Origin of the sequence: Nocardia violaceofusca NBRC 14427 (assembly GCF_963869435.1) — a bacterium.
Taxonomy (GTDB): domain Bacteria; phylum Actinomycetota; class Actinomycetes; order Mycobacteriales; family Mycobacteriaceae; genus Nocardia; species Nocardia aobensis.
In genome coordinates this window covers 45605-68918 of record NZ_CAWMPM010000004.1, presented here as the reverse complement: position 1 = coordinate 68918, position 23314 = coordinate 45605, and the positions used below count along the sequence as shown (strand labels likewise).

Genomic DNA, 23314 nt, shown 5'->3' with positions numbered 1-23314 from the left:
CCGGCCGGATCCTGGAGGCCGGTGTACATGAGGCGCGGTCGTTTCTCATTGTGCGCTGCGCCGAGAATCTTGCGGACCGCTCTGGCGAAAATTCAGCAATCATCTTGTGTGGATAGCGGTGGCGAGACCGGTCGGCTCGATCCGGAGCGCCGGGCGATTCACTCCGGTACGGCGGCGGTGATATCTGCGGGACCGGCGGCACCGAATCATAAGGTGTCAGGTCGTCTCGTCGGCCGCGTTCGCGCTGTCGCCGACCCGCCCGGGCCTGGGTTGCGGTGGATGTTCGTGTCGATGGGTTCCTGTCGTTGGGTCAGGCGTCGGAGAAAAGGGGTGTCCGGTGAACAGTGCTGCCGATATCGACGAGATGGGACCGATCGACTATCTCGTGATCGAATTCCCCGCCGACCGCCAACCGGACGGCTCGGCGTTGCCGATGCTGCGGGATCTGGTGGACCGCGGCATCATCCGGGTCCTGGATCTGGCCTTCGTGCACAAGGATGCGGACGGATCGCTGACCGGGATCGACATCGCCGATGTCGGGTTGACCGGCGACCTGGATGTGACACTGTTCGCCGAGGCGGCGACCGGGCTGCTCGACGAGGGGGATCTGCGCGAGGCCGGGGGCGCCTTGGAGCCCGGCCATTCCGCCGCCGTCCTCCTCTACGAGAACACGTGGGCGGCCCCGCTGGCGGTCGCGCTGCGGCGCAACGGCGCCGAACTCGTCGCATCGGGTCGCATTCCGGTTCAAGCCATCCTCTCGACCCTCGACAGCCTCGAGGCCGACACCTAAGGAGAAGCACCATGCCCGGGTTACTACGGGGCGTTGCCCGTACCGCGGTGGTCGCCGGAACGGCCACGGCCGTATCCAATCGCGTCTCACGACGCCAGGGCCAGCGCTGGGCCGCGCAGGAGGAATACCAGTACGAGCAGCAACCGCCGCCGCCCGCCCCGGCCGGCGGGGGAACCGACCGCATCGCGGCACTGAAACAGTTGGGCGAGTTGAAAGCTCAGGGGGTGCTCACCGAGCAGGAGTTCGAATCGGAGAAGGCGCGCATTCTCGCGTCGTGACCACCGGGCCCATCCGGACGGAGATCAGGAGAAGCAGCATGAAACTCGTCAAGGCGGTAGCGGTGCTGGCGACCGGTGCGGCAGCGCTGATTCCGATCGCGGCATGTTCCTCGGACAACAACAGTGGTCCGGCCGTGGTCACGACGACCACGGCGCACGGTGGCGAGCACACCGATATGCGAAGCAGTCTCGCCACCACGGCGTCGTCGGTGGTGGGTTCGGCCCTCAACTCCGCGCAGCAGGCCGTGCAGAACGCGATCAACAGTGTGCTGTCGGCGGCGCCGATCACCTTCGACAAGAACAGCTCCGATCTGAGCCCGGCCGATGTCGCCACCATCAAGGCGGTGGCGCTCCCGCTCAAGGGCAACGACACAGCGGTCAAGATCGAAACCTACGCCGTCGACTCGAATTCCGGGGCGGCCGACTCGCTCGCCGAGGCACGGGGCAACAACGTCGCAACGGCGCTGCAGGACGAGGGGATCGACAAGGCGCGCATCACCGTCCACGCGGAGGGCAATCCGATCGAGTCCAACGTGCAGATCGACCAGGCGACGATCTCGGTCACCGTGAAGTAGCGCAGTGGCGGGCGGGGATCACCCGTCACCGCTCGGCGCCCTCCGCCGCGGTGGGCGCCGGGCCGGGAACCAGCACCTTGGCGATCGTCGCCGCCCCGACCACCACGACCGACAGCACGAAAAGCCAACTGATCGCGGTGAACACCGGGCCGAGCAGCCCGAACTTCGCCTGCGCGGAGGCGGTGATCTTCGGCAGCACCAGGCGTCCTCCGGCCCGGACCGAGGTCAATCCGACAGCCGTCAGCGCTCCGGTCACCCATAGTGCCCGCCCGCGCAGCGTGCCCATCGTGAGCAGGTACGCGCACAGGGTCCATACGATCATCCACACCAGCAACTCGCCGGCCAGGGTGAGCGGCAGTCCGAAATAGCGGAGCCCGGCCAGTTCGCGCACGGCCCCGATCGTCGCGGCCGAGAATGCGACGACGAGCAGAACCACCGGCCAGCGCCATGCGTCGCGCAGGCCGATCGCCGGCACGTCCCAGAGCTTGCCGTAGATCCGCGCGAGTGTTTTGGCGAACGAGGCGCCACTAATCACGACCATCAGCAGTCCGACGACCCCGAACGCCGCGAATGTCGGATCGGTCGACGCGACGACTCCGAAGGCGGACCGGAACGTCGTCCGGTTCAGCCCGAGCTGATCGTCGATGGCGCGGGTCGCGAGATCGAGCTGGGAGAACACGGACCCGGCGATGATCACGGGCAGTACGCAGGTGAAGATCTTGGCCGCCAGCGTCATCGATCGGTCCACGATTTCGATATCGGCGAATTCCTCGAGCACCTGCCGGAGCGGCCCGGATCCGGCATCAGGTGCATTCCGGCGCGCCGCGGCCCACGTGGCGCTCACATTCATCGACCACATAGCGTCGATTCAACTCCGCGACATCGCCGTGCGCGAGCGTCGAAACACCCGTTCTCGGGGCGGGTTATGCGCGCGGGCCGGGCCGTTTGTCCATCAACCGCAGGATGAGCGGTGTGAAGATCAGCTGCATCGCCAGATCCATCTTGCCGCCCGGCACCACGATGCAGTTCGGACGCGACATGAACGAATCGTGCAGCATCGACAGCAGATACGGGAAATCGATCACCTTCGGATCGGCGAAGCGGATCACGACGAAACTTTCGTCGGCGGTCGGGATGCTGCGGGCGGTGAACGGATTAGAGGTATCCACCGTCGGCACCCGCTGGAAATTGACGTAGGTGCGCGAGAACTGCGGGCAGATGTACTTCACGTAGTCGGGCATGCGCCGCAGGATCGTATCGATCACCGCTTCGCTGGAATAGCCGCGCTCGGTCTTGTCGCGGATGACCTTCTGAATCCATTCCAGATTCACGATCGGCACCACGCCCACCAGCAGATCCGCATAGCGCGCCACATCGACCGTGCCGGTGACCGCGGCGCCGTGCAGCCCCTCGTAGAACAGCAGGTCGCTGCCGGGGGCGAGTTCTTCCCACGGCGTGAAGGTGCCCGGTTCCAGTCCGTAGGGTTTGGCCTCGGTCTCGTCGTGCAGATATTTGCGCACCAGCCCGACCCCGGATTGCCCGTAATCGCGGAACAGGCTCTCCAGTTCGGTGAGCAGATTGGCCTCCGGGCCGAAGTGTGAGAAATGCAGATTCAGATCGGCTTCGGCTTCGGCCATCGCCACCTGCATGCCGCCGCGATCGTAGCGGTGGAACGAATCCCCCTCCACGATCGCGGCGTTGATGCCCTCCCGCCGGAAGATTTCCTGGAAAGTACGGGTGACGCTGGTCGTTCCGGCGCCGGAGGAACCGGTGATGGCGACCACGGGATGTTTGCGCGACATGACATCTCGATTCGATCAGCCGGCGTTCAATGGCGCGCCGGTCGGAACAGGGTGCGGGTACCGAACAACGACGCGTCGAACGGCGGCCCGGCATCGGGTTCACGGTGATAGCGCTCGATCCGGCGCACCTCGTTGCGCGATCCGAAAACCAGCGGGATCTGCTGATGCGGATGCTCGGGAACCACCTCGAGCACCCGTTCGTGGCCGGTGGTCGCGGCGCCGCCGGCCTGTTCGATCACGAAGGCGATGGGATTGGCGCCGTACAGCAGCGACACCCGGCCCGGCCGGCCGGGATCACGGGTGTCGTAGGGATACAGATAGACCCCGCCGCGGGTGAGGATGTGAAAGGCGTCGGCGACCAGTGACGCCACCCAGCGCATATTGAAATCGCGCGAGCGCGGCCCGTCCACCCCGTCGAGACATTCGTGCACATACCGCCGCACCGGGCGCTGCCAGAACCGCTCGTTGGCGGCATTGATCGCGAATCCCGAGGTGTCCTCGGGAATGCGCATGCGGGGGTGGGTGAGGACGAACGCGCCGATCTCCCGGTCGAGGGTGAATCCGTCGACCCCGCTGCCGGTGGTGAGGACCAGCATCGTCGCCGGGCCGTAGAGCGTGAATCCCGCACAGACCTGCCGTACTCCCGGCTGCAGGAAATCCGCCGCCTGCGGCGCCCGCCCGTCCTCCGGTGCGCGCAACACACTGAATATCGTGCCGACGGGCAGATTCACATCGATATTCGAGGAGCCGTCCAGCGGATCGAAGGCCAGCATGTATTTGCCACGCCGCACCTCCCCCGCCACCGGATGAAATCCGTTCATCTGCTCCGACAGCAGTGCCGACAGCGGCCCGCTGGATTCGGATTGCTCCACCATGATGTCGTTGGCGATGGCGTCCATGCGCCGATGCAGGCTCAGCGGTGGATCCGCGCCGTCCGATTCACCCAGCGCCCCCACGATGCGGCCGCGAGTCACCTGATTGGCGATGATCTTCGCCGCGGTCGACACCACATTGAGCAGTGCGGAGAACTCTCCCGAGGAACCGGGATGCCGATGTTCCTGTTCGATGGTGTAGCGGGTGAGGGTTTTCATTCCGTCGGGCATGCCGGCGCCTCCTCCGCGGCGCCGACGCGGTCGCCGAAAACGCTGCTGCCGTAGATGTCCTCGGTCGTCAGCGTCATCAGATCGGCCTTGCCGAGCGGGCGATGCTCCTGCACCAGGCGATTCGCCTGGCGCAGCCGGCACCGGTCCACGGCATTGCGGACACTGCGCGCATTCGCGAAACGCGGCCGCGCCATCCGCACCGCCAGATATTCGTCGAAGGCCGCCGTCGCCGAGTCGCCGAAACGGAAATTCTGCTGTGCCACCATGACTTCCGCGATGGCCAGCAGTTCCTCGCGCGTGTAGTCCGGGAATTCGATGTGGTGGGCCACTCGCGAGGACAACCCGGGATTGGCGGAGAAGAACGTCTCCATCCGGTCCGGATATCCGGCGAAGATCACCACCAGACTGGAACGTTCGGTCTCCATCTCCTGCAGCAGGATCTCGATCACCTCCTGTCCGTAGTCCCGCTCGTTCTCGGGCCGGAACAGGTAGTACGCCTCGTCGATGAACAACACTCCGCCCGCGGCCTTGGCCAGCGCCTCCTTGGTCTTGGGCGCGGTATGGCCGATGAACTGGCCGACCAGGTCGTCGCGGGTCACCGTGTGCACCTTCGGTTTCCGGATGTAGCCGAGGGCGTGCAACATCTCCGCCATCCGCAGCGCGACCGTCGTCTTTCCGGTGCCGGGGCCGCCGGTGAAACTCATATGCATGGTGGGACGGTCGGCCTGTAATCCGAACCGCTGCCGGGCCCGGTCGATCAGCAGCAGCGCCGCGATCTCGCGCACCCGCTTCTTGACCGTGGCCAGTCCGATCAGCTCCGCATCGAGCCGGGCCAGGGTGTCCTCGACGTTCTTGCCGGCCAGATCCGTCGACAGATCGACCGTCGCGTCGTCGGGCAGCGCGATCTCCGACGGATCGGAATCCGCGTGCGCTTCGGTGTGATTCGCACCCGGACCCGCGGCGCCGCCCGCTCCCGGCCGGTACATCCGGAACCCCGATCCGCTGCCCTGTGTGCCGCCGGACATCGCCTGCCTCCCGTCCACCATCGCGTCAGTCCCGGTAGCGCGCGCCCGCGCGCACATCGGTGGCGTAGGACCGCAGGCCGTAGTGCTGCCGTCGATCCTCGGTCTCGGTGCGCACCACCAGGAAGCCCGGTTCGTCGGCCGGCCGCTGCACCAGGAAACTCAGCGCGGTCGTCTGCCGGCCGTAGCTCGCGTCGTAGGCGTTGACGCGGATGTAGTGGTGCGGGAACGTCGAACGGCAGGCGTTCACCTCGGCGAGCACGCCGTCGGGTTCGTCGAGGTCGAACAGCGGCAGCCCCCACATCTCCCAGTAGACGTTGCGTGGATGCGGATCGTCGGTGTATTCGATCGAGACCGGCCAGTTGTTGAGCAGCGCGTAGCGGATCTGAGCGCCGATTTCGGTATCGGACAGGTCGGGCAGATGGGAGAACGTCCCTTGCCGCAGATGCATTGCGTCTCCTTGTAGGTCGTCGGGGCGGGCGGTCAGGCGGTGACCGTCGGTACGGCGTCGGGGGCGTCGGTGGAGGTGTAGTCGAAGGTGACATCACCCCAGGTCGCGAGCGCCACATCGAGCGCCGGGCAGATCCGGGCCGCGGCACGCAGCGCGTCGGGCCCCTCCTTCAGCAGATCGCGGCCTTCGTTGCGCGCCTTGACCATCGCCTCCAGCGCGACCCGATTGGCCTCGGCGCCCGCGGCGATACCCATCGGATGTCCGATGGTGCCGCCGCCGAACTGCAGGATCGCGTCGTCACCGAAGAGATCCAGCAGTTGATGCATCTGGCCCGCGTGGATTCCGCCGGATGCCACCGGCATCACTCCGGGCAGGCTCGCCCAATCCTGGTCGAAGAAGATCCCGTTGCGCGGATTGGCGGGAATGTGGTTGTCGCGCAACGTATCGTAGAAACCCTTGACGGTGTGCGGGTCACCTTCGAGCTTGCCGATGACGGTGCCCGCGTGCAGGTGGTCGACACCGATGAGCCGGCACCACTTGGCCAGCACCCGGAAGCTGACGCCGTGGGTCTTCTGGCGGGTGAAGGTCGAATGACCGGCCCGGTGCAGATGCAACAGCATGCCGTTGCGCCGCGCCCACTTCGACATCGACTGCATCGCCGTGTAGCCGACGGTGAGGTCCATCATCACGATCACGCTGCCGAGCGATTTCGCGAACTCCGCGCGCTCGTACATATCCTCCATCGTGGCGGCCGTGATATTGAGATAATGACCCTTCAATTCTCCCGTTTCGGCGGTCGCGCGATTCACGCCCTCCATGGCGAACAGATAGCGATCGCGCCATCGCATGAACGGTTGCGAGTTGATGTTCTCGTCGTCCTTGGTGAAATCCAGGCCGCCTTTACACGCCTCGTACACCACCCGCCCGTAGTTGCGCGCCGAGAGACCGAGTTTCGGCTTCACGGTCGCACCCAGCAACGGCCGGCCGTACTTGTTCAGATACTCGCGTTCCATAACGATTCCGTGCGGCGGGCCCTGAAAGGTCTTGACATAGGCCACCGGAATACGCATGTCCTCGAGCCGCAACGCCTGCAGCGGTTTGAAACCGAAGACATTGCCGATCACCGAGGAGGTGAGATTGGTGATCGAGCCCTCTTCGAAAAGGTCCAGGTCGTAGGCGATATAGGCGAAATACTCCCCCGGCCGCCCCGGCACCTCCTCGACCCGGTAGCACTTGGCGCGGTAGCGGTCGTGCGCGGTCAGCCGGTCGGTCCACACGACAGTCCATGTGGCAGTGGAGGATTCACCGGCCACTGCGGCGGCGGCCTCGATCGGGTCCACCCCCGGTTGCGGCGTCACCCGGAACACCGCCAGCACATCGGTATCGGACGGTTGGTAATCCGCGTCGTAATAACCCATCGACGCATACGAGTGCACGCCCGGATCCCAGCGGTCACGAGTCGATTCGTCGGTCATCGGTCCTCCTGTATCTTGCGGGACACCCGCAACCGGTCGGCGTCGCGAGCCGCTGCGCGATTCTCGTTCACGACACCTCCCGGGTCGGTGCGGCGAGTGCGCAGATTCAGGATGCGGGCACCGCCCGGCGGGGACAATTCGATTGTTTCCGGTCTCGCTCAACCGAATCGTTGAGTTTGCTACCGTCTGTAGATGGGAACGGTGAGTGCGGTCCGAATGGAAACGTTTCTGGTTGTGGCCCGGCACAACAGCATTCGGCGCGCGGCTGCGCAACTGCACATCACCGAGGCGGCCGCGTCGGCGGCGGTGGCGCATATCGAAAAGCAGCTCGGCGCGAAATTGATCGCGAAATCCGGACGCGGTATCGCACTCACCGAGGCAGGGCGGGTCTATGCCGAATACTGCCGCAGCATCCTGGGTTTGATGAAAGAGGCGCATGCCGCGGTCCGCCGCGCCGAAACGGGCCGGTTGCGGATCGGCGTGGTGGCGACCGCCGGGGAATACGTACTGCTGCGGCTGCTGGTCTCGTTTCGCGACCGGTATCCCGAGATCGAGTTGGGGCTCTCGATCCATCCGCGCGATCTGCTGTTCGTCGAATTACAGCACCACGAAACCGATCTCGTGATCGCCGGCCGTCCCCCGCGCGACACCGGGCTGGTGGTGCGGGCGCGCCGGCCCAGTCGCCTGGTCGTCGTGGGGGCGCCGGGACGGTCCCACGATCCGCGCACCACCACCTGGTTGTTGCGCGGCCCCGGCTCGGGCACCCGCGACACCACGCTGGCACTGCTCGACCGGCTGCAGATCCGCCCGCCCGCCCTCACCCTCGGCACCCACGGCGCCGTCCTCGCCGCCGCCCGAGAGGGGCTGGGGATCACGCTGATCCACAGCGACGCGGTGGAAGCCGATGTGGCACAGGGCAATCTGGTCGTCGTCCCGGTCGAGGGCACGCCACTGGACCGGCCGTGGCATGCGGTGACGACCGGCACACCGACGCCGGCCGCGCGCCTGTTCGTGGCGCATATGGTCGACCCGGCTCGGGTGGGCGATCGAGCCTTCCGCCCGGTGACCGATCATCCCACCGGGCCGGTGCCGACAATCTCCGCAGCGGACACCGACGCGGCGCCGATGAGCAGGCCGAACGCTTCCCGATAGACGGGCAGGGCATACTTACTGAATCGGATATCGCCGACGGTGCGGCTGCCGACGGTCCCAGCACACGCGTAGGAGCGACAACGCCCATGATCCAGCAGGAGCGCGCACGCAGCGCGGAGGAGCTTGCCGAGGCGGCGGATCTGTACTTCGCGCTCGGCCGGATCACTCGCCTGCTGCGGCGTTCCGGTGACCTGGGTTCGTTGAGTCCCGGTTCGGCGGCGGCGCTGGGCACCCTGGTCCGCAGCGGCCCGATGCGCCTGGGTGATCTGGCCGCCGCCGAACACGTCACCGCCCCCACGATGTCGCGCATCGTATCGGGCTTGGAGAAGTACGGTTATCTCGAACGCACCGCCGACCCGGCCGACGGCAGAGCTCAGTTGCTGACCGTCACCGAACAGGCGAAATCTCTGGTCAACGGCCTCACGTCGGCCCGCATCCAGCGCTTCGCCGCCGCCCTCGACGATATCGATGCGCAGCAGCGGCGCACCCTGGGCGACGCACTGGCCGTGCTGGTCGCGCGGCTCGACGACGACGGTTCCCGCTGACGGGTTGACTTGGAGCGCACTCCAAGTCGTAGCGTCGGCGCCGTGAGTTCGCAGGGACTCACCATTCGAACCGATGGCACCTCAGGAGGACCGCTCGCATGATCGCGACCAGGAAACTCGGCGAATTGACCGTCGGCGCACAGGGACTCGGCTGCATGGGAATGAGCCAAGCCTACGGTGTGCGCGACAACGACGCGGAGTCGATCGCCACCATCCACCGCGCGCTCGAGCTCGGGGTGACCCTGCTCGATACCGCGAACGTCTACGGCGCCGGCGACAACGAGGAGCTGGTGGGCCGGGCCATCGCCGATCGGCGCGACCAGGTGATCCTCGCGACCAAATTCGGCATCGTATGGGGCGAGGGCGGCAGTATGGGCGCCCGGGGCGACGCGGCCTACGTCGCGCAGTCCTGCGACGAATCGCTGAAGCGGCTCGGCGTCGACCACATCGACCTGTACTACCAGCACCGTGTCGACCCCAACGTTCCGGTCGAGGAGACCTGGGGCGCGCTGTCGGAGCTGGTCACCGCGGGTAAGGTCCGCTATCTCGGCATCTCCGAGGCCTCGCCGGAGACCATCCGGCGCGCGCATGCCGTGCATCCGGTGACCGCGCTGCAGAGCGAATGGTCGCTGTGGACGCGCGGTATCGAAGAGGAGGTCCTGCCCACCTGCCGTGAACTCGGCATCGGGATCGTGCCGTTCTCCCCGCTCGGCCGCGGCTTCCTCACCGGCTCGATCACCTCGACCGCCGATCTGCCCGCCGACGACCTGCGCCGCGCGCTGCCCCGTTTCGCCGAGGACAACATCGACCGCAACCTCGCCGTCGTCGCCGAGTTGCGCGCGATGGCGGAGGAAAAGGGCGTGACCGCAGGACAGTTGGCGCTGGCCTGGGTCCAGTCGCGCGGCGACGACGTGGTCCCGATCCCGGGCACCAAGCGCCGTACGTACCTCGAGCAGAATGTGGCGGCCACCGAGATCGAGCTCAGCGCCGAGGATCTGGCGCGGATCGAGGCCGCCGCCCCGGCCGAGGCCTTCGCGGGGGCGCGCTACCCGGAGCACCTGGCCCGCGCCGCCGGCAAGTAGCGATCAGTGCGGGACGTCGACCGTCAGCGTGACCGCAGTGTCCGCGGCGACCGGCGTCCCCGCCGCCGGCTGCTGGGCGGTGACCGTCCAGGGCGTCGTCGCGGCGCCCGGATCGTGCATCACGTCGCGGCCGTCCGCGGTGGTGATATCGGTGATGGCGAAGCACAGCGCCGCACCGACGACGGTCTGTCCCAGTGGCTTCCCGCGGAAGTCGGGTAGCGGGCGGGGCCAGGGCTGCGCGCCACAGTCCTGAGCGCCCGCCGCGGCAACCGAACTCGATTGCGCCGCAGCCGATGTCGTGGTCGTGCTCGCCGCGTGGTCGTCGGAGGATCCGCCGCAGGCTCCGACGGTGCAGGCGACGGCGAGCAGGGACGCGGCGAATGCGATGCGGCGCATGAATGTCCTTCGGATCGAGCGGCGTTTCCGGCGCCGCCGACCAGCGATCCGGCGCGCGTGCCACGCACCCTAATACGCGATCGGTCGCCGATCGAATCGGCTGGATCCAGAACTCGGAATGCGACGTGGTCGGCGGCCGTTCGGAACGCTCCACAGCGCGGACGCCGGGCAGTGAGTTCCGAGGGACAGCGCACGTCTCGAACCCCACCCGATACACCCGATTCCGGCATCGGCGACCTCGTGGTTCCGAACGAACCGCCCGTGGGAATTCTGCTCCGAAAATGCCGCGTACCTACCACTTTCACGGTTACGAACCGGTGAATATCCAATCACCGTGCGGCAATGGCGGATTCGGCACGACAGCCGAATCGGCATGATTCACCGGCACCGCTCGTGCCCGGGTCCCGCCGGACCCGGGCACGGACATGTCACGGCTCGTCCCGGAGGCTCAGCCCTGCAGATAGTGCTCGAGGTGTTCGCGCTCGTCCTGCAATTCCGAGATCGCGCTCTTGACCACATCGCCGATACTCACGATTCCGACCATTCGCCCGTGATCGACGACCGGCAGATGCCGGATCCGATGTTCGGTCATCGTCGCGCGCAAACTCTCCACCCGATCCTCCGGCGAACAGGTGTGCACGATCGCGGTCATGATGTCGGACACCGGCCGGGTCAGCAGCTGTGCGCCCTGTCTGTGCAGGCAGCGGACCACATCCCGCTCCGACACGATCCCGTCCAGTGCGCCGCCCGCACCACACACCACCGCCGCGCCGACGTTGTGTTCGGCCAGCACCGCCAGCAATCGGCCGACCGTCGCCTCCGGCGCGATCGTCACCACATCGGCCCCTTTGTTGCGCAAAACCTCCGAAATTCGCATCGTCCACCGCCCTGTCGAGCTGTCGTCGTTTCGCCCTGCCGGGGCAGTTCTGCCGACGAACTGCCGCCGCCTATAAGGATCGCGCGTTTTCTCCGCGGTGACCAGCAACGATTCCGATCGGCACGATCAACCTCGCGGTGAAGCCGCCAGGCGGGCGCCACGCCCGGCGCGGGGACCGTTGCCGCCGAAGCCGCCACCGCACCTGCCCGGATGGACGTAGCATCCAGAAGGTGGCCGATGCGAACCGTCCCGCGCTGCGGGTTCTCGTCTACAGCAGCGATGCCGACACCCGCCGCCAGGTGATGCTGGCGCTGGGTAAACATCCGCATCCCGACCTGCCGCCGTTCGACTACCGCGAGACCGCCACCGCGCCGGTGGTGATCGAGCAGCTCGACGCCGGCGCGATCGACCTGGCCATTCTCGACGGTGAGGCCACGCCCACCGGTGGGATGGGGCTGGCCAAGCAGCTCAAGGACGAAATCGCCGACTGCCCGCCCATCGTGGTGCTGACCGGCAGGGCCGACGATGCCTGGCTCGCCGCCTGGTCCCGGGCCGAGGCCGCGGCCGCCCATCCGCTGGATCCGTTCCAGCTCACCTCGGCGGTCACCACTGCCCTGAACGCTCGCCCCGCCGCCTGATCAGCGCTTTTCACGGTCGGCCGACATCTCGTCGGCCGGCCGTTTTCGTGTGCCCGGGCAGGCGCGGCGCGCCCGGCCGCGGGGAGGCCATTGCGCTGTTTCGGTCATAAGTGACAGTTCCGAATTCGATCAAACACCGGGGCGGAACCGCGAGTATTCAGAAAGAGCGGTTGTAGGCTGTGCTGTAGCTCACACGAGCGTGGCTGTTGATATGAATGGCGCCCTGCCTGCCCTGTCGTTCCGCGCTCGCGCTCGAGCTGCGCTTCGGGGTGAGACTGGCCCGGCAGACGACGACGTCAGCCCCGCCTCGGCAGTTGCCGGCGAGGGAGAGGGGTTGTGTCGTTGTGAATACCCAGGTGCCGACTCTTGTACTCGGTGCGATCGCTGCCGCGTTCGCGCTGGGATCGGTGTTGCTGGCGGCCGTGATCGGGCCCAAACGCTACAACCGCGCCAAACTCGAAGCCTACGAATGCGGTATCGAACCCACCCCGCACGCCATCGCCGGCGGGCCGGGAAATGCTGCGGGACAACGTTTTCCGGTGAAGTACTACCTCACCGCGATGCTGTTCATCATCTTCGACATCGAGATCGTATTCCTCTATCCGTGGGCGGTGCACTTCGATGCCCTCGGCGTCTTCGGGTTGGCGGCCATGGCGCTGTTCATCTTCAACGTCTCGGTGGCCTACGCCTACGAGTGGAGGCGCGGCGGCCTGAGCTGGGACTGAACGCGGGCGGGCCGATCGGCCCGTCGGCACCGCATACCCAACCCGTCGTCCCGGCGTCCGCCGGGACCGAGGATTCGCACACGGAAGTGAGAGTAGATCCGAGATGGGGCTCGAGGAGAAATTGCCCAGCGGCTTCCTGCTGAGCACGGTCGAACAGTTCGCCGGATACATGCGTAAGGGCTCGCTGTGGCCCGCGACGTTCGGGCTGGCCTGCTGCGCGATCGAGATGATGGCCACGGGGGCCGGTCGCTTCGACAGCGCCCGCTTCGGGATGGAGGTCTTCCGCGCCTCCCCCCGCCAGGCGGATCTGATGATCGTCGCCGGCCGCGTCAGCCAGAAGATGGCGCCCGTGCTGCGGCAGGTCTACGACCAGATGACCGAACCCAAATGGGTGCTGGCGATGGGGGTGTGCGCCTCCTCCGGCGGCATGTTCAACAACTACGCCATCGTGCAGGGCGTCGACCATGTCGTGCCCGTGGACATCTACCTGCCCGGCTGTCCGCCGCGCCCGGAGATGCTGTTGCACGCGATCTTGAAACTGCACGAGAAGATCCAGGAGATGCCGCTGGGTGTCGACCGCGCCGAGGCCGTGCGCGCTGCCGAGGCCGCCGCACTCGCCTCCACACCCACGATCCGGATGGAGGGGCTGCTGCGATGAGTCTGGACGCACCGCGCAGCGCCGGCGATCCGCCCGACAGCCCCGCGGATATCGAATCCTCCTCCGGTACGAGCGCACCCGGCCCGGCCGGCGAACCGGCGATCGAACCCGAATCGCGCGGCCCCTCCCCCGACCGGCCCGACGACGAGGTCATCGGGGTGCGCCGCGGCATGTTCGGTGTCCGGGGCACCGGCGACACCTCCGGATACGGGCGGCTGGTGCGGACCGTCACGCTGCCCGGGAGCACCCCCGCGCCCTACGGCTCCTATTTCGACGAGGTGGTCGCCGCGCTGGCGGAGTCGGTGGGAGACGAGGTGTTTCGCGCCGCGATCGAGAAGATTGTGGTCTTCGCCGGAGAACTGACCCTGCATGTGCGACGCGAGCGGGTCGTCGAGCTGGCGCGTGCGCTGCGCGACGACGCGGCGTTGCGCTTCGAACTGTGCCTCGGCGTGAACGGCGTGCACTACCCCGACGACACGGGCCGCGAACTGCACGCCGCCTATCACCTGCTGTCGATCACACACAACCGGCGGGTGCGGATCGAGGTGTCGGTACCGGATGCGGATCCGCATATGCCCTCGCTGTTCTCGGTGTATCCGACCAGCGACTGGCACGAGCGCGAAACCTACGACTTCTTCGGCATCGTCTTCGACGGTCACCCGTCGCTGACGCGGATCATGATGCCCGACGACTGGCGTGGACATCCGCAGCGCAAGGACTACCCGCTCGGCGGGATCCCGGTCGAATACAAGGGCGCGCGTATTCCGCCGCCGGACCAGCGGAGGACCTACAGCTGATGAATCACACCGACATCACCGGCGCCGCAACGGATCCGGTGGCCGAAAGCCCGGCGGTCACGGTCGTCGGACAGGACTGGGACGATGTGCGCGAGGCGCTCGACGGCGCCGCGGAGGAGCGGATCGTCGTCAATATGGGACCGCAGCATCCCTCCACGCACGGCGTGCTGCGGCTGATCCTCGAGATCGAGGGCGAGACGGTCACCGAGGCGCGCTGCGGAATCGGCTACCTGCACACCGGTATCGAGAAGAATCTCGAATTCCGCAACTGGGTGCAGGGCGTCACGTTCGTGACCCGGATGGACTATCTGTCCCCGCTGTTCAACGAGACCGCCTACTGCCTGGCGGTGGAGAAGCTGCTCGGCATCACCGGCGATATTCCCGAACGAGTGAACATCGTTCGCGTCATGCTGATGGAGCTCAACCGCATCTCCTCCCATCTGGTGGCGCTGGCCACCGGCGGTATGGAACTCGGCGCGCTGACACCGATGCTGTTCGGCTTCCGCGAACGCGAACTGATCCTCGACATCTTCGAAAACGTTACCGGACTGCGGATGAACCACGCCTACATCCGCCCCGGCGGGCTGGCGCAGGATCTGCCGTCCGACGCGGTGGGCAAGATCCGAGATCTGCTGGCGCTCATGCCGAAACGGCTGCGCGATATGGAGTTGCTGCTCAACGAGAACCCGATCTTCAAGGCCCGCACCCGCGGCATCGGCTATCTCGACCTCGCCTCGTGTATGGCGCTGGGAGTGACCGGACCGGTCCTGCGTTCCACCGGCCTGCCGCACGATCTGCGTAAGTCGCAGCCGTACTGCGGCTACGAGGACTACGAGTTCGACGTCATGACCGATACCGGATGCGATTGCTACGGCCGCTACCTCATCCGCATCAAGGAGATGAAGGAGTCGCTGAAGATCGTCGAGCAGTGCCTCGACAAACTCCGTCCCGGCCCGGTCATGGTGTCGGACAAGAAGATCGCGTGGCCGGCGGATCTGACACTCGGGCCCGACGGACTGGGCAATTCCGCCGAACATATCGGCACCATCATGGGCACCTCGATGGAGGCGCTGATCCACCACTTCAAACTCGTCACCGAGGGCATGCGGGTGCCGCCCGGCCAGGTGTACGCCTCGGTGGAGTCCCCGCGCGGCGAACTGGGTGTCCACATGGTCTCCGACGGCGGAACTCGGCCCTACCGTGTGCATTTCCGCGATCCCTCGTTCACGAATCTGCAGGCCGTGGCGGCGATGTGCGAAGGCGGCATGGTCGCCGACGTGATCGCCTCCGTGGCCAGCATCGACCCGGTGATGGGTGGTGTCGACCGATGACAGCCGAACCGATTCCCGCGACCGCGAACGGTCGCGACCCGATCCTGCTGCAGTTGTCGCAGCGCCCCGTCCCCTATCCGCCGCAGGTGCAGGAGAACCTGCGAGCGGAGGCCCGTGAGATCATCGACCGCTATCCGCAGTCACGCTCGGCGCTGCTGCCGTTGCTGCATCTGGTACAGAGCGTCGAAGGCTATGTCAGCGGCACCGGGATCGCGTTCTGCGCCGAACAACTCGGGCTCACCGACGCCGAGGTGACCGCGGTCGCCACCTTCTACTCGATGTATCGCCGCACGCCGACCGGCGACTATCACGTCGGAGTCTGCACCAATACGCTGTGCGCGGTCATGGGCGGCGACGAGATCCTGGCCGCACTCACCCGGTATCTGGAGATCGCCGCCGGCGAAACGACCGCGGACGGGGCGATCACGCTCGACCATCTCGAGTGCAACGCCGCCTGCGATTACGCCCCGGTGGTCATGGTTAACTGGGAATTCTTCGACAACCAGACCCCGGAGTCGGCCCGCGCGCTCGCCGACGCGCTGCGATCCGGACGCGCGGTCACCGGCACGCGCAGCGGCGCGCCCCTGTGCAGCTTCCGCGACACCGCCCGCATTCTCGCCGGATTCCCGGACCGGCGGCCCGACGCCAACGACGGCGCCCCCGGGGAACCCACGCTCGCCGGCCTGCGCGTGGCGGCCGAGCCATCGACACCTGCTGCGCCGCAGCGTGATTCGGACACCGAACAGGGGGAACGGTGATGACGCTGGCGCCCGTACTCACCCGCTACTGGGATCAGCCGCGGTCGTGGACCCTCGACACCTACCGGGCACACGACGGTTATCGAGGCCTGTCCCGTGCGCTGGGCATGGATCCCGACGAGGTCATCGCCACGGTGAAGGACGCCGGCCTGCGCGGCCGCGGCGGCGCCGGATTTCCCACCGGCATGAAATGGGGTTTCATCCCGCAGGATCCCGAAGGATCGCCGGCGGCGGGTAAGCCGCACTACCTGGTCGTCAACGCCGACGAATCCGAACCCGGCACCTGCAAGGACATCCCGTTGATGCTGGCGACCCCGCATGTGCTGGTCGAGGGCGCCATCATCGCCGCCTATGCCATCCGCTCCGCGCACGCGTTCATCTATCTGCGCGGCGAAGTGGTGCCGGTGCTGCGCCGGCTCCAGACCGCGGTCGAAGAGGCTTATGCCGCAGGCTATCTGGGACGCGACATCCTCGGCTCCGGCTTCGATCTCGACCTGATCGTGCACGCCGGGGCCGGCGCCTACATCTGCGGTGAGGAAACCGCCCTGCTGGACTCGCTCGAGGGCCGCCGCGGCCAGCCTCGCCTGCGACCGCCCTTCCCCGCCGTCGCCGGCCTGTACGCGTGCCCGACCGTGGTCAACAACGTGGAATCGATCGCGAGCGTGCCGGCCATCATGACCAACGGCGTCGAATGGTTTCGTTCGATGGGTTCGGAGAAATCACCCGGCTTCACCCTGTACTCGCTGTCCGGACACGTCACCCGGCCGGGCCAGTACGAGGCGCCCCTCGGCGTGACGCTGCGCGAACTTCTCGGACACGCCGGCGGTGTGCGCGCCGGGCACACCCTGAAGTTCTGGACCCCCGGCGGCTCCTCCACTCCCCTGTTCACCGCCGAACACCTCGATGTGCCCCTCGACTACGAGAGCGTGGGCGCGGCCGGATCCATGCTGGGCACCAAGGCATTACAGATCTTCGACGACACCACCTGCGTGGTGCGCGCGGTGCTGCGCTGGACCGAGTTCTACGCCCACGAATCCTGCGGAAAATGCACACCCTGCCGGGAAGGTACCTACTGGCTGGTGCAACTGCTGCAGCGACTGGAGTCCGGCGGCGGAACCGAGGCCGATCTGGACACCCTGCTCGATATCGCCGACAACATCAACGGCAAATCGTTCTGCGCCCTCGGCGACGGTGCGGCGAGCCCGATCGTGTCCTCCCTCGAATACTTTCGCGACGAATACACCGAACACATCCGGCTGGGCCGGTGCCCGTTCGATCCCGCTCGCTCGACCGCCTGGGCCGCCGCCACGGCCGGCACCGCAGCGACGCCTGCCGAAGGAGTGCGATGACCGCGACAGTCAGCCACGACAGCAGTGGCGTCATCCCCCAGGATCTGGTCACCGTCACCATCGACGGCACGACGATCGCCGTGCCCGCCGGAACGTTGCTGATACGGGCCGCCGAACTCGTCGGAATCCAGATCCCCCGGTTCTGCGACCATCCGCTGCTCGATCCGGTCGGAGCCTGCCGGCAGTGCCTGGTCGAGGTGGAGGGGCAACGCAAACCGGTCGCCTCCTGCACGATGGCCGTCACCGACGGCATGATCGCCCACACCCAGATCAGTTCGCCGGCCGCGCAGAAGGCCCAAGCCGGCGTCATGGAACTGCTGCTGATCAACCATCCGCTGGATTGCCCGGTGTGCGACAAGGGCGGGGAATGCCCGCTGCAGAACCAGGCGATATCCAGCGGGCGGCCCGAATCGCGCTTCGAGGGCGTGAAACGCACCTATCCCAAACCGATTCCGCTCTCGCCCGCGGTGCTGCTGGATCGGGAGCGGTGTGTCCTGTGCGCGCGCTGCACCCGGTTCTCGCAGCAGATCGCCGGTGATCCGTTCATCGAACTGATGGACCGTGGTGCGCTGCAGCAAGTCGGTATCGCCGCCGGGGAGCCGATGGACTCCTACTTCTCCGGCAACACCGTCCAGATCTGCCCGGTCGGTGCCCTCACCGGCACCACCTACCGCTTCCGCGCGCGTCCCTTCGACCTGGTGTCGAGCCCGGCGGTGTGCGAACACTGCGCCGCGGGATGCGCCCAGCGTACCGACCACCGCCGCGGAAAAGTGCTGCGCCGCTTGGCCGGTGACGATCCGCAGGTCAACGAGGAATGGAGTTGCGACAAGGGGCGCTGGGCCTTCACCTACGCGACCGAACCCGACCGGATCACCACTCCGCTGATCCGCGACGACAGCGGCGCGCTCGTTCCCGCCTCGTGGTCGGAGGCGCTGGCGCGAGCCGGTGCGGGCCTGGCCGCCGCCCGCGGGCACGCCGGAGTGCTGGTGGGCGGCCGCGCCACCGTCGAGGACGCCTACGCGTACGCCAAATTCGCGCGCATCGCGCTGGGTACCAACGACATCGACTTCCGCGCCCGCGCCCATTCCGCGGAGGAGGCCGCATTCCTGGCAGCGGCCATCGCCGGACTGGGGGTGCGGGTGGACTACGGCGCGCTGGATTCGGCGCCGGTCGTCCTGCTCGCAGGCCTCGAACCCGAAGAGGAATGCCCGATCCTGCATCTGCGGCTGCGTAAGGCCGCCCGCACATCCGCGACCGCGATCTTTTCGCTGGCCGCCTATGCGAGCCGCGGCCTGAACCGGATATCGGGCCGGTTGATCCCCACCGTGCCCGGCGACGAAGCGCGGCTGCTGCAGGCGCTGGCGGTCGCGGGCGCCGGATACGAATGTCCGCCCGATCCGCCGGGACTGGACGAACTCGCTCGCGCGCTGCGCCGTCGCGGTGCGGTGATCCTGGCCGGTGAGCGCCTGGCCGCGCTACCCGGCGCGCTCTCGGCGGTGGCCTCGCTGGCCGAGACCACCGGCGCCGCACTGGCCTGGGTGCCGCGCCGCGCCGGCGAACGTGGCGCGCTCGAGGCGGGTGCGCTGCCCGATCTGCTGCCGGGCGGACGTCCGATCGCCAATGCCCGTGCCCGCCAACAGGTTCAGCGGGTCTGGCAGGTCGATGAACTGCCGACCGCCCCGGGACGCGATACCGCCGCGATTCTCGACGCCGGCCGCCAGCCGGGCGCGCTGCTGGTCGGTGGTGTGGAGATCGCCGATCTGCCCGATCCCCGCGCCGCCCGCGCTGCCGTCGAGGCCGCCGCCTTCGTGGTCAGTCTGGAATTGCGGCACAGCGAGGTCACCGAGCGCGCCGATGTGGTGTTCCCCGTCGCCTCGGCAATGGAGAAGGCGGGGACCTACCTCACCTGGGAGGGCAGGCCGCGGCCGTTCGGCGCCGCCCTCGGCGATGCGACCGTCCGGCGGCAGGCGGCGCCGCTGGCCGATCATCGCGTGCTGCATTCGCTGGCCGATGAGATGGGTGTGCGACTGGGCCTGCCGACGGTCGATGCGGCCCGCGCGGAACTGGACGCGCTGGGCGTCTGGGACGGGCCCCGGCCGCAGCCGCCGGCGTATCCGTCGGCCGCGCTCCCGGAGACCGAAACCGGCACCGCCGTCCTCGCCGGTTGGCGCATGCTGCTCGACAACGGTCGCATGCAGGACGGCGAACCGAATCTCGCCGGCACCGCCCGCCGGCCGGTCCTGCGGCTGTCGCCGGCCACCGCGGCCGAAATCGGCGCGGCCACCGGCGATTCGGTGCGGATCAGCACCGGACACGGCCGCATCGTGCTGCCGCTCGACATCACCGAGATGCCCGATCGTGTCGCCTGGCTGCCGTGGAATTCGGCGGACTCGACGGTCAACGACCGGCTCACCACCGACCTCGGTCACCGCGTGCGCATCCAACGGGAGGAACCCCATGAGTGAGATGTCGCCGGCCGTGCTGGTCGCCGCCCCGGCCGATCTGTCCGCCTTCGGCCACGACCCGTGGTGGCTGGTCGTGGTGAAATCCATCGGCATCTTCGTCTTCCTGCTGCTCATCCCGCTGCTCGCGGTGGTGATCGAACGCAAGGTGGTGGCCTGGATGCAGATGCGGGTCGGCCCCAACCGGGTCGGGCCGCGCGGCTCGCTGCAATCCATCGCCGACGGGGTCAAGATGCTCCTCAAGGAGGACATCATCCCGGCGATGGTCGACAAGCCGATCTACATTCTGGCACCGATCGTCGCGCTGATTCCGGCGGTGATGGCGTTCGCGGTGATACCGCTCGGACCGGAGGTGTCGATCTTCGGCACCCGCACACCACTGCAGTTGACCGATATGCCGGTGGGAGTGCTCTACATCCTCGCGATGACCTCGATTGGGGTCTACGGCATCGTGCTGGCGGGGTGGTCGTCGGGATCGACGTATCCGCTGCTGGGCGGTCTGCGCTCGACCGCGCAGGTGATCTCCTACGAGATCGCGATGGCGGCCTGTTTCGCGGCGGTGTTCCTGCTGGCCGGAACCATGTCCACTTCCGGCATCGTGGACCGGCAGTGGGGCACCTGGAACGTGTGGCTGCTGCTGCCGTCGTTCCTCGTCTACGCGGTGGCGATGGTCGGCGAAACCAACCGCGCCCCCTTCGATCTGCCCGAGGCCGAGGGTGAACTCGTCGGCGGATTCCACACCGAATACTCGTCGCTGAAATTCGCGATGTTCATGATGGCGGAATACATCAACATGGGCACCGTCTCGGCGCTGGCCACCACCCTCTTCTTCGGCGGCTGGCACGCGCCCTTCCCGCTGAACCTGTGGGACGGCGCGAATTCGGGCTGGTGGCCGCTGGTGTGGTTCACGCTGAAGGTCTGGACATTCCTGTTCGTCTTCATCTGGTTGCGCGGGACGCTGCCGCGGCTGCGCTACGACCAGTTCATGAATCTCGGCTGGAAGCTGCTCATTCCGGTGTCGCTGCTGTGGGTGATGATCGTGGCGACGCTGAAGGTGGTGCAGGACAACGGCCACGACGTGCAGAACAGAGGCCTCGTGATCTCCGGGGTGATCATCTCGGTTGGCCTGCTGGCGATGATGCTGCGCGCCGGGCGCGCCGGGGACAATCCGGCCCCGGAAACAGCCGGGGCACAACAGTTCTCGGACTTCCCGGTGCCGCCGATGCCCGATACCGCCCCGCCTGCGACCAAAGCCGGTCTGCTGGAACCGATCGGCGGATTCTGGGTCACCTTCGTCACGATGTTCAAGAAGAAGAACACCGAGTTCTATCCCGAGGAGAAGGTCCCCACCGCCCCGCGCTATCACGGCCGCCACCAGCTCAACCGGCATCCCGACGGCCTGGAGAAGTGCATCGGCTGCGAACTGTGCGCCTGGGCCTGCCCCGCCGACGCGATCTATGTCGAGGGCGCCGACAACACCGACAGCGAGCGCTACTCTCCCGGCGAACGCTACGGCCGCGTGTACCAGATCAACTACCTGCGCTGCATCGGCTGCGGTCTGTGCATCGAGGCATGCCCGACCCGGGCGTTGACGATGACCAACGAATACGAGCTGGCCGACGACAATCGCGCCGATCTGATCTACGAGAAGGACCGGCTGCTCGCCCCGCTGGGCGACGGAATGATCGCGCCGCCGCACGCCGCCTACCCGGGTGCCACCGAGGAGGACTACTACCTCGGCGCCGTTCCCGCAGCCCCCGGCACCGACCGCGACACGGGCCTCGGCTCCACCGGTATCGCGGTGCCGCGCCGATCCGGTTCCGGTTCCGATCTCGTGAGTCCGAACTCCGCGGACTCGGCCGCCGATGCGGTGGGACGGCAACCGGCCGCCACCGGCACACAAGGAGGTGCGCAGTGAGCCCGGGAGTCGATGTGCTTGCCGCCGAAGCGGTTACGCGTACCTCCACCGGCGAGGCGGTGCTGTTCTGGGTCCTGGCCGTGGTCGCGGTGGCGGGCGCCCTCGGCATGGTGTGCGCTCGCAAGGCCGTGCACTCCGCGCTGTGTCTGGCGGCCACCATGATCACCCTGTCGGTGTTCTACATCGCCCAGGACGCGCTGTTCCTCGGCGTGGTGCAGATCGTGGTGTACACGGGCGCGGTCATGATGCTGTTCCTGTTCGTCCTGATGCTCGTCGGCGTCGATTCGTCCGAATCGCTGCGGGAGACGTTGCGCGGGCACCGCATCGCCGTCGTCGTGGTGGGTGCCGGATTCGGGCTGCTGCTGATCGCGGCGATCGCCCGCGGGGTGCGCGACGATTCGGTGGCGGCCACCGGGCCCGGATTCGGCGCCGACCCGATCGCGGCGCTGGCCGAGCTGATCTTCGTGCGTTACGTGTGGGCCTTCGAACTCACCGGCGCGTTGCTGATCACCGCCACCATCGGCGCGATGATCCTCGCGCACCGGGAACGGTTCGGTCCGCGCACCGGGCAGCGCGAACAATCGCAGCGCCGCCTGCGCGAAGGCCACCGCATCACTCCCCTGCCCACCCCCGGTGTCTATGCCCGCCACAACGCCGTCGACGTGCCGGCCCGGCTGCCCGACGGCTCGTTCGCCGAACTGTCGGTGAGCACCATCCTGCGCCATCGCCGCCGCCGCGCCCACACCGAGGCGGCGGAGATCGGCATGCGAAACGGCAACGGCGGCAGCGCCGCCCACGCGACCGGCGACAACGAGAGGAAGGCTCCGCGGTGAATCCGGACAACTACCTGTATCTGTCCGCCCTGCTGTTCACCATCGGCGCGGCCGGGGTGCTGGTGCGGCGCAACGCGATCGTGGTGTTCATGTGCATCGAGTTGATGCTCAACGCGGTCAATCTCGCCTTCGTCACCTTCGCCCGGCAGCACCACAACCTCGACGGGCAGGTCTTCGCATTCTTCACGATGGTCGTCGCCGCCGCGGAGGTCGTCGTGGGCCTGGCGATCATCATGACCATCTTCCGCACCCGCCGCTCGACCTCGGTCGACGACGCCAACCTGCTGAAGTACTGAC

General features: G+C 67.4%; 25 protein-coding genes. 17 read left to right on the top strand and 8 right to left on the bottom strand.

The genetic code is table 11. From position 1 onward, the window contains the following. Positions 1–364 precede the first annotated feature (364 nt). Genes AC5592_RS02780 through AC5592_RS02770 form a run of 3 tightly spaced genes read left to right on the top strand, consistent with a single transcriptional unit; the run spans position 365 to position 1643 of the window. Complete coding sequence (locus AC5592_RS02780) at positions 365–790, top strand: DUF6325 family protein (protein WP_062996966.1); 426 nt, start codon at positions 365–367, stop codon at positions 788–790. Between the two features lie 11 nt (positions 791–801). Then, positions 802–1068: an SHOCT domain-containing protein gene (locus AC5592_RS02775; RefSeq protein WP_036501269.1), complete on the top strand. Its 267-nt coding sequence runs from the start codon at positions 802–804 to the stop codon at positions 1066–1068. A 38-nt stretch (positions 1069–1106) separates the two neighbouring features. Then, positions 1107–1643 (top strand): OmpA family protein, encoded by a 537-nt coding sequence (locus tag AC5592_RS02770; protein WP_036501268.1) that lies wholly within the window; start codon positions 1107–1109, stop codon positions 1641–1643. A gap of 25 nt (positions 1644–1668) precedes the next feature. On the opposite strand, the gene AC5592_RS02765 is transcribed toward AC5592_RS02770, so the two are convergent. The 6 genes from AC5592_RS02765 to AC5592_RS02740 all read right to left on the bottom strand — a co-directional run bounded on the left by AC5592_RS02765 (position 1669) and on the right by AC5592_RS02740 (position 7496). After that, a complete protein-coding gene (locus AC5592_RS02765; protein WP_157121524.1) occupies positions 1669–2487 on the bottom strand; it encodes a hypothetical protein in 819 nt (272 codons plus the stop codon). Positions 2488–2566: 79 nt separating this feature from the next. After that, the gene (locus AC5592_RS02760) at positions 2567–3445 is read right to left on the bottom strand and encodes a phosphoribulokinase (protein WP_036501267.1); all 879 of its coding nucleotides are present in this window, start codon (positions 3443–3445) and stop codon (positions 2567–2569) included. Positions 3446–3471: 26 nt separating this feature from the next. Beyond that, positions 3472–4548, bottom strand: coding sequence for a class 1 fructose-bisphosphatase (locus tag AC5592_RS02755; protein ID WP_063063280.1), 1077 nt, complete (start codon positions 4546–4548; stop codon positions 3472–3474). Further along, complete coding sequence (locus tag AC5592_RS02750) at positions 4533–5573, bottom strand: AAA family ATPase (protein WP_083870766.1); 1041 nt, start codon at positions 5571–5573, stop codon at positions 4533–4535. Before AC5592_RS02750 ends, AC5592_RS02755 begins: the two co-directional genes overlap by 16 nt. 25 nt (positions 5574–5598) lie before the next feature. Further along, complete coding sequence (locus AC5592_RS02745) at positions 5599–6021, bottom strand: ribulose bisphosphate carboxylase small subunit (RefSeq protein WP_036501265.1); 423 nt, start codon at positions 6019–6021, stop codon at positions 5599–5601. A gap of 32 nt (positions 6022–6053) precedes the next feature. Then, entirely contained in the window at positions 6054–7496 is a 1443-nt protein-coding gene (locus AC5592_RS02740; protein ID WP_063063279.1) for a form I ribulose bisphosphate carboxylase large subunit, read from the bottom strand. Between the two features lie 192 nt (positions 7497–7688). Between AC5592_RS02740 and AC5592_RS02735 the strand changes: the two genes are divergently transcribed. From AC5592_RS02735 to AC5592_RS02725, 3 genes are all read left to right on the top strand, one after another. Further along, complete coding sequence (locus tag AC5592_RS02735) at positions 7689–8648, top strand: LysR family transcriptional regulator (protein WP_232329161.1); 960 nt, start codon at positions 7689–7691, stop codon at positions 8646–8648. Between the two features lie 86 nt (positions 8649–8734). Beyond that, positions 8735–9193: a MarR family winged helix-turn-helix transcriptional regulator gene (locus tag AC5592_RS02730; protein ID WP_036501263.1), complete on the top strand. Its 459-nt coding sequence runs from the start codon at positions 8735–8737 to the stop codon at positions 9191–9193. Positions 9194–9291: 98 nt separating this feature from the next. Further along, positions 9292–10275 (top strand): aldo/keto reductase, encoded by a 984-nt coding sequence (locus tag AC5592_RS02725; protein WP_063063278.1) that lies wholly within the window; start codon positions 9292–9294, stop codon positions 10273–10275. Between the two features lie 3 nt (positions 10276–10278). On the opposite strand, the gene AC5592_RS02720 is transcribed toward AC5592_RS02725, so the two are convergent. Further along, positions 10279–10671, bottom strand: a complete 393-nt coding sequence (locus AC5592_RS02720) for a PASTA domain-containing protein (RefSeq protein ID WP_063063277.1) — start codon at positions 10669–10671, stop codon at positions 10279–10281. 448 nt (positions 10672–11119) lie between these two features. Then, positions 11120–11548 carry a CBS domain-containing protein gene (locus AC5592_RS02715; RefSeq protein ID WP_036501260.1) on the bottom strand — a complete coding sequence of 143 codons (429 nt, stop codon included), beginning with the start codon at positions 11546–11548 and terminating at the stop codon, positions 11120–11122. A gap of 230 nt (positions 11549–11778) precedes the next feature. On the opposite strand from AC5592_RS02715, the gene AC5592_RS02710 reads away from it, so the two are divergent. From AC5592_RS02710 to nuoK, 11 genes are all read left to right on the top strand, one after another. Continuing rightward, a complete protein-coding gene (locus tag AC5592_RS02710; protein ID WP_036501259.1) occupies positions 11779–12186 on the top strand; it encodes an Rv3143 family two-component system response regulator in 408 nt (135 codons plus the stop codon). A 344-nt stretch (positions 12187–12530) separates the two neighbouring features. Further along, positions 12531–12911 carry an NADH-quinone oxidoreductase subunit A gene (locus tag AC5592_RS02705; protein ID WP_036501258.1) on the top strand — a complete coding sequence of 127 codons (381 nt, stop codon included), beginning with the start codon at positions 12531–12533 and terminating at the stop codon, positions 12909–12911. Between the two features lie 103 nt (positions 12912–13014). Further along, on the top strand, positions 13015–13569 hold the full coding sequence (locus AC5592_RS02700; RefSeq protein WP_036501257.1) for a NuoB/complex I 20 kDa subunit family protein: 555 nt from the start codon (positions 13015–13017) through the stop codon (positions 13567–13569). 170 nt (positions 13570–13739) lie between these two features. Then, positions 13740–14366: an NADH-quinone oxidoreductase subunit C gene (locus AC5592_RS02695; protein WP_051024611.1), complete on the top strand. Its 627-nt coding sequence runs from the start codon at positions 13740–13742 to the stop codon at positions 14364–14366. Continuing rightward, a complete protein-coding gene (gene nuoD, locus AC5592_RS02690; RefSeq protein ID WP_051024596.1) occupies positions 14366–15697 on the top strand; it encodes an NADH dehydrogenase (quinone) subunit D in 1332 nt (443 codons plus the stop codon). Before AC5592_RS02695 ends, nuoD begins: the two co-directional genes overlap by 1 nt. Beyond that, complete coding sequence (gene nuoE, locus AC5592_RS02685) at positions 15694–16455, top strand: NADH-quinone oxidoreductase subunit NuoE (protein ID WP_063063276.1); 762 nt, start codon at positions 15694–15696, stop codon at positions 16453–16455. The genes nuoD and nuoE overlap by 4 nt, the downstream gene beginning before the upstream one ends. Further along, the gene (gene nuoF / locus AC5592_RS02680; protein ID WP_063063275.1) at positions 16455–17804 is read left to right on the top strand and encodes an NADH-quinone oxidoreductase subunit NuoF; all 1350 of its coding nucleotides are present in this window, start codon (positions 16455–16457) and stop codon (positions 17802–17804) included. Before nuoE ends, nuoF begins: the two co-directional genes overlap by 1 nt. After that, positions 17801–20269: an NADH-quinone oxidoreductase subunit G gene (locus tag AC5592_RS02675; RefSeq protein WP_063063514.1), complete on the top strand. Its 2469-nt coding sequence runs from the start codon at positions 17801–17803 to the stop codon at positions 20267–20269. The genes nuoF and AC5592_RS02675 overlap by 4 nt, the downstream gene beginning before the upstream one ends. 1 nt (position 20270) lies before the next feature. Then, positions 20271–22184 (top strand): NADH-quinone oxidoreductase subunit NuoH, encoded by a 1914-nt coding sequence (gene nuoH / locus AC5592_RS02670; RefSeq protein WP_084506318.1) that lies wholly within the window; start codon positions 20271–20273, stop codon positions 22182–22184. Next, positions 22181–23017 (top strand): NADH-quinone oxidoreductase subunit J, encoded by an 837-nt coding sequence (locus tag AC5592_RS02665; protein ID WP_051024595.1) that lies wholly within the window; start codon positions 22181–22183, stop codon positions 23015–23017. Before nuoH ends, AC5592_RS02665 begins: the two co-directional genes overlap by 4 nt. Further along, positions 23014–23313, top strand: a complete 300-nt coding sequence (gene nuoK, locus AC5592_RS02660; protein WP_025350204.1) for an NADH-quinone oxidoreductase subunit NuoK — start codon at positions 23014–23016, stop codon at positions 23311–23313. The genes AC5592_RS02665 and nuoK overlap by 4 nt, the downstream gene beginning before the upstream one ends. Position 23314 lies beyond the last annotated feature (1 nt).

What these genes read in the sequence shown, in the direction of transcription:
- AC5592_RS02780 (WP_062996966.1), top strand. Translation starts at nt 365, where the DNA reads ATGGGACCGATCGACTATCTCGTGATCGAATTCCCCGCCGACCGCCAA.
- AC5592_RS02775 (WP_036501269.1), top strand. Translation starts at nt 802, where the DNA reads ATGCCCGGGTTACTACGGGGCGTTGCCCGTACCGCGGTGGTCGCCGGA.
- AC5592_RS02770 (WP_036501268.1), top strand. Translation starts at nt 1,107, where the DNA reads ATGAAACTCGTCAAGGCGGTAGCGGTGCTGGCGACCGGTGCGGCAGCG.
- AC5592_RS02760 (WP_036501267.1), bottom strand. Translation starts at nt 3,445, where the DNA reads ATGTCGCGCAAACATCCCGTGGTCGCCATCACCGGTTCCTCCGGCGCC.
- AC5592_RS02755 (WP_063063280.1), bottom strand. Translation starts at nt 4,548, where the DNA reads ATGCCCGACGGAATGAAAACCCTCACCCGCTACACCATCGAACAGGAA.
- AC5592_RS02750 (WP_083870766.1), bottom strand. Translation starts at nt 5,573, where the DNA reads ATGTCCGGCGGCACACAGGGCAGCGGATCGGGGTTCCGGATGTACCGG.
- AC5592_RS02745 (WP_036501265.1), bottom strand. Translation starts at nt 6,021, where the DNA reads ATGCATCTGCGGCAAGGGACGTTCTCCCATCTGCCCGACCTGTCCGAT.
- AC5592_RS02740 (WP_063063279.1), bottom strand. Translation starts at nt 7,496, where the DNA reads ATGACCGACGAATCGACTCGTGACCGCTGGGATCCGGGCGTGCACTCG.
- AC5592_RS02735 (WP_232329161.1), top strand. Translation starts at nt 7,689, where the DNA reads ATGGGAACGGTGAGTGCGGTCCGAATGGAAACGTTTCTGGTTGTGGCC.
- AC5592_RS02730 (WP_036501263.1), top strand. Translation starts at nt 8,735, where the DNA reads ATGATCCAGCAGGAGCGCGCACGCAGCGCGGAGGAGCTTGCCGAGGCG.
- AC5592_RS02725 (WP_063063278.1), top strand. Translation starts at nt 9,292, where the DNA reads ATGATCGCGACCAGGAAACTCGGCGAATTGACCGTCGGCGCACAGGGA.
- AC5592_RS02720 (WP_063063277.1), bottom strand. Translation starts at nt 10,671, where the DNA reads ATGCGCCGCATCGCATTCGCCGCGTCCCTGCTCGCCGTCGCCTGCACC.
- AC5592_RS02715 (WP_036501260.1), bottom strand. Translation starts at nt 11,548, where the DNA reads ATGCGAATTTCGGAGGTTTTGCGCAACAAAGGGGCCGATGTGGTGACG.
- AC5592_RS02700 (WP_036501257.1), top strand. Translation starts at nt 13,015, where the DNA reads ATGGGGCTCGAGGAGAAATTGCCCAGCGGCTTCCTGCTGAGCACGGTC.
- AC5592_RS02695 (WP_051024611.1), top strand. Translation starts at nt 13,740, where the DNA reads ATGTTCGGTGTCCGGGGCACCGGCGACACCTCCGGATACGGGCGGCTG.
- nuoD (WP_051024596.1), top strand. Translation starts at nt 14,366, where the DNA reads ATGAATCACACCGACATCACCGGCGCCGCAACGGATCCGGTGGCCGAA.
- nuoE (WP_063063276.1), top strand. Translation starts at nt 15,694, where the DNA reads ATGACAGCCGAACCGATTCCCGCGACCGCGAACGGTCGCGACCCGATC.
- nuoF (WP_063063275.1), top strand. Translation starts at nt 16,455, where the DNA reads ATGACGCTGGCGCCCGTACTCACCCGCTACTGGGATCAGCCGCGGTCG.
- AC5592_RS02675 (WP_063063514.1), top strand. Translation starts at nt 17,801, where the DNA reads ATGACCGCGACAGTCAGCCACGACAGCAGTGGCGTCATCCCCCAGGAT.
- nuoH (WP_084506318.1), top strand. Translation starts at nt 20,271, where the DNA reads ATGTCGCCGGCCGTGCTGGTCGCCGCCCCGGCCGATCTGTCCGCCTTC.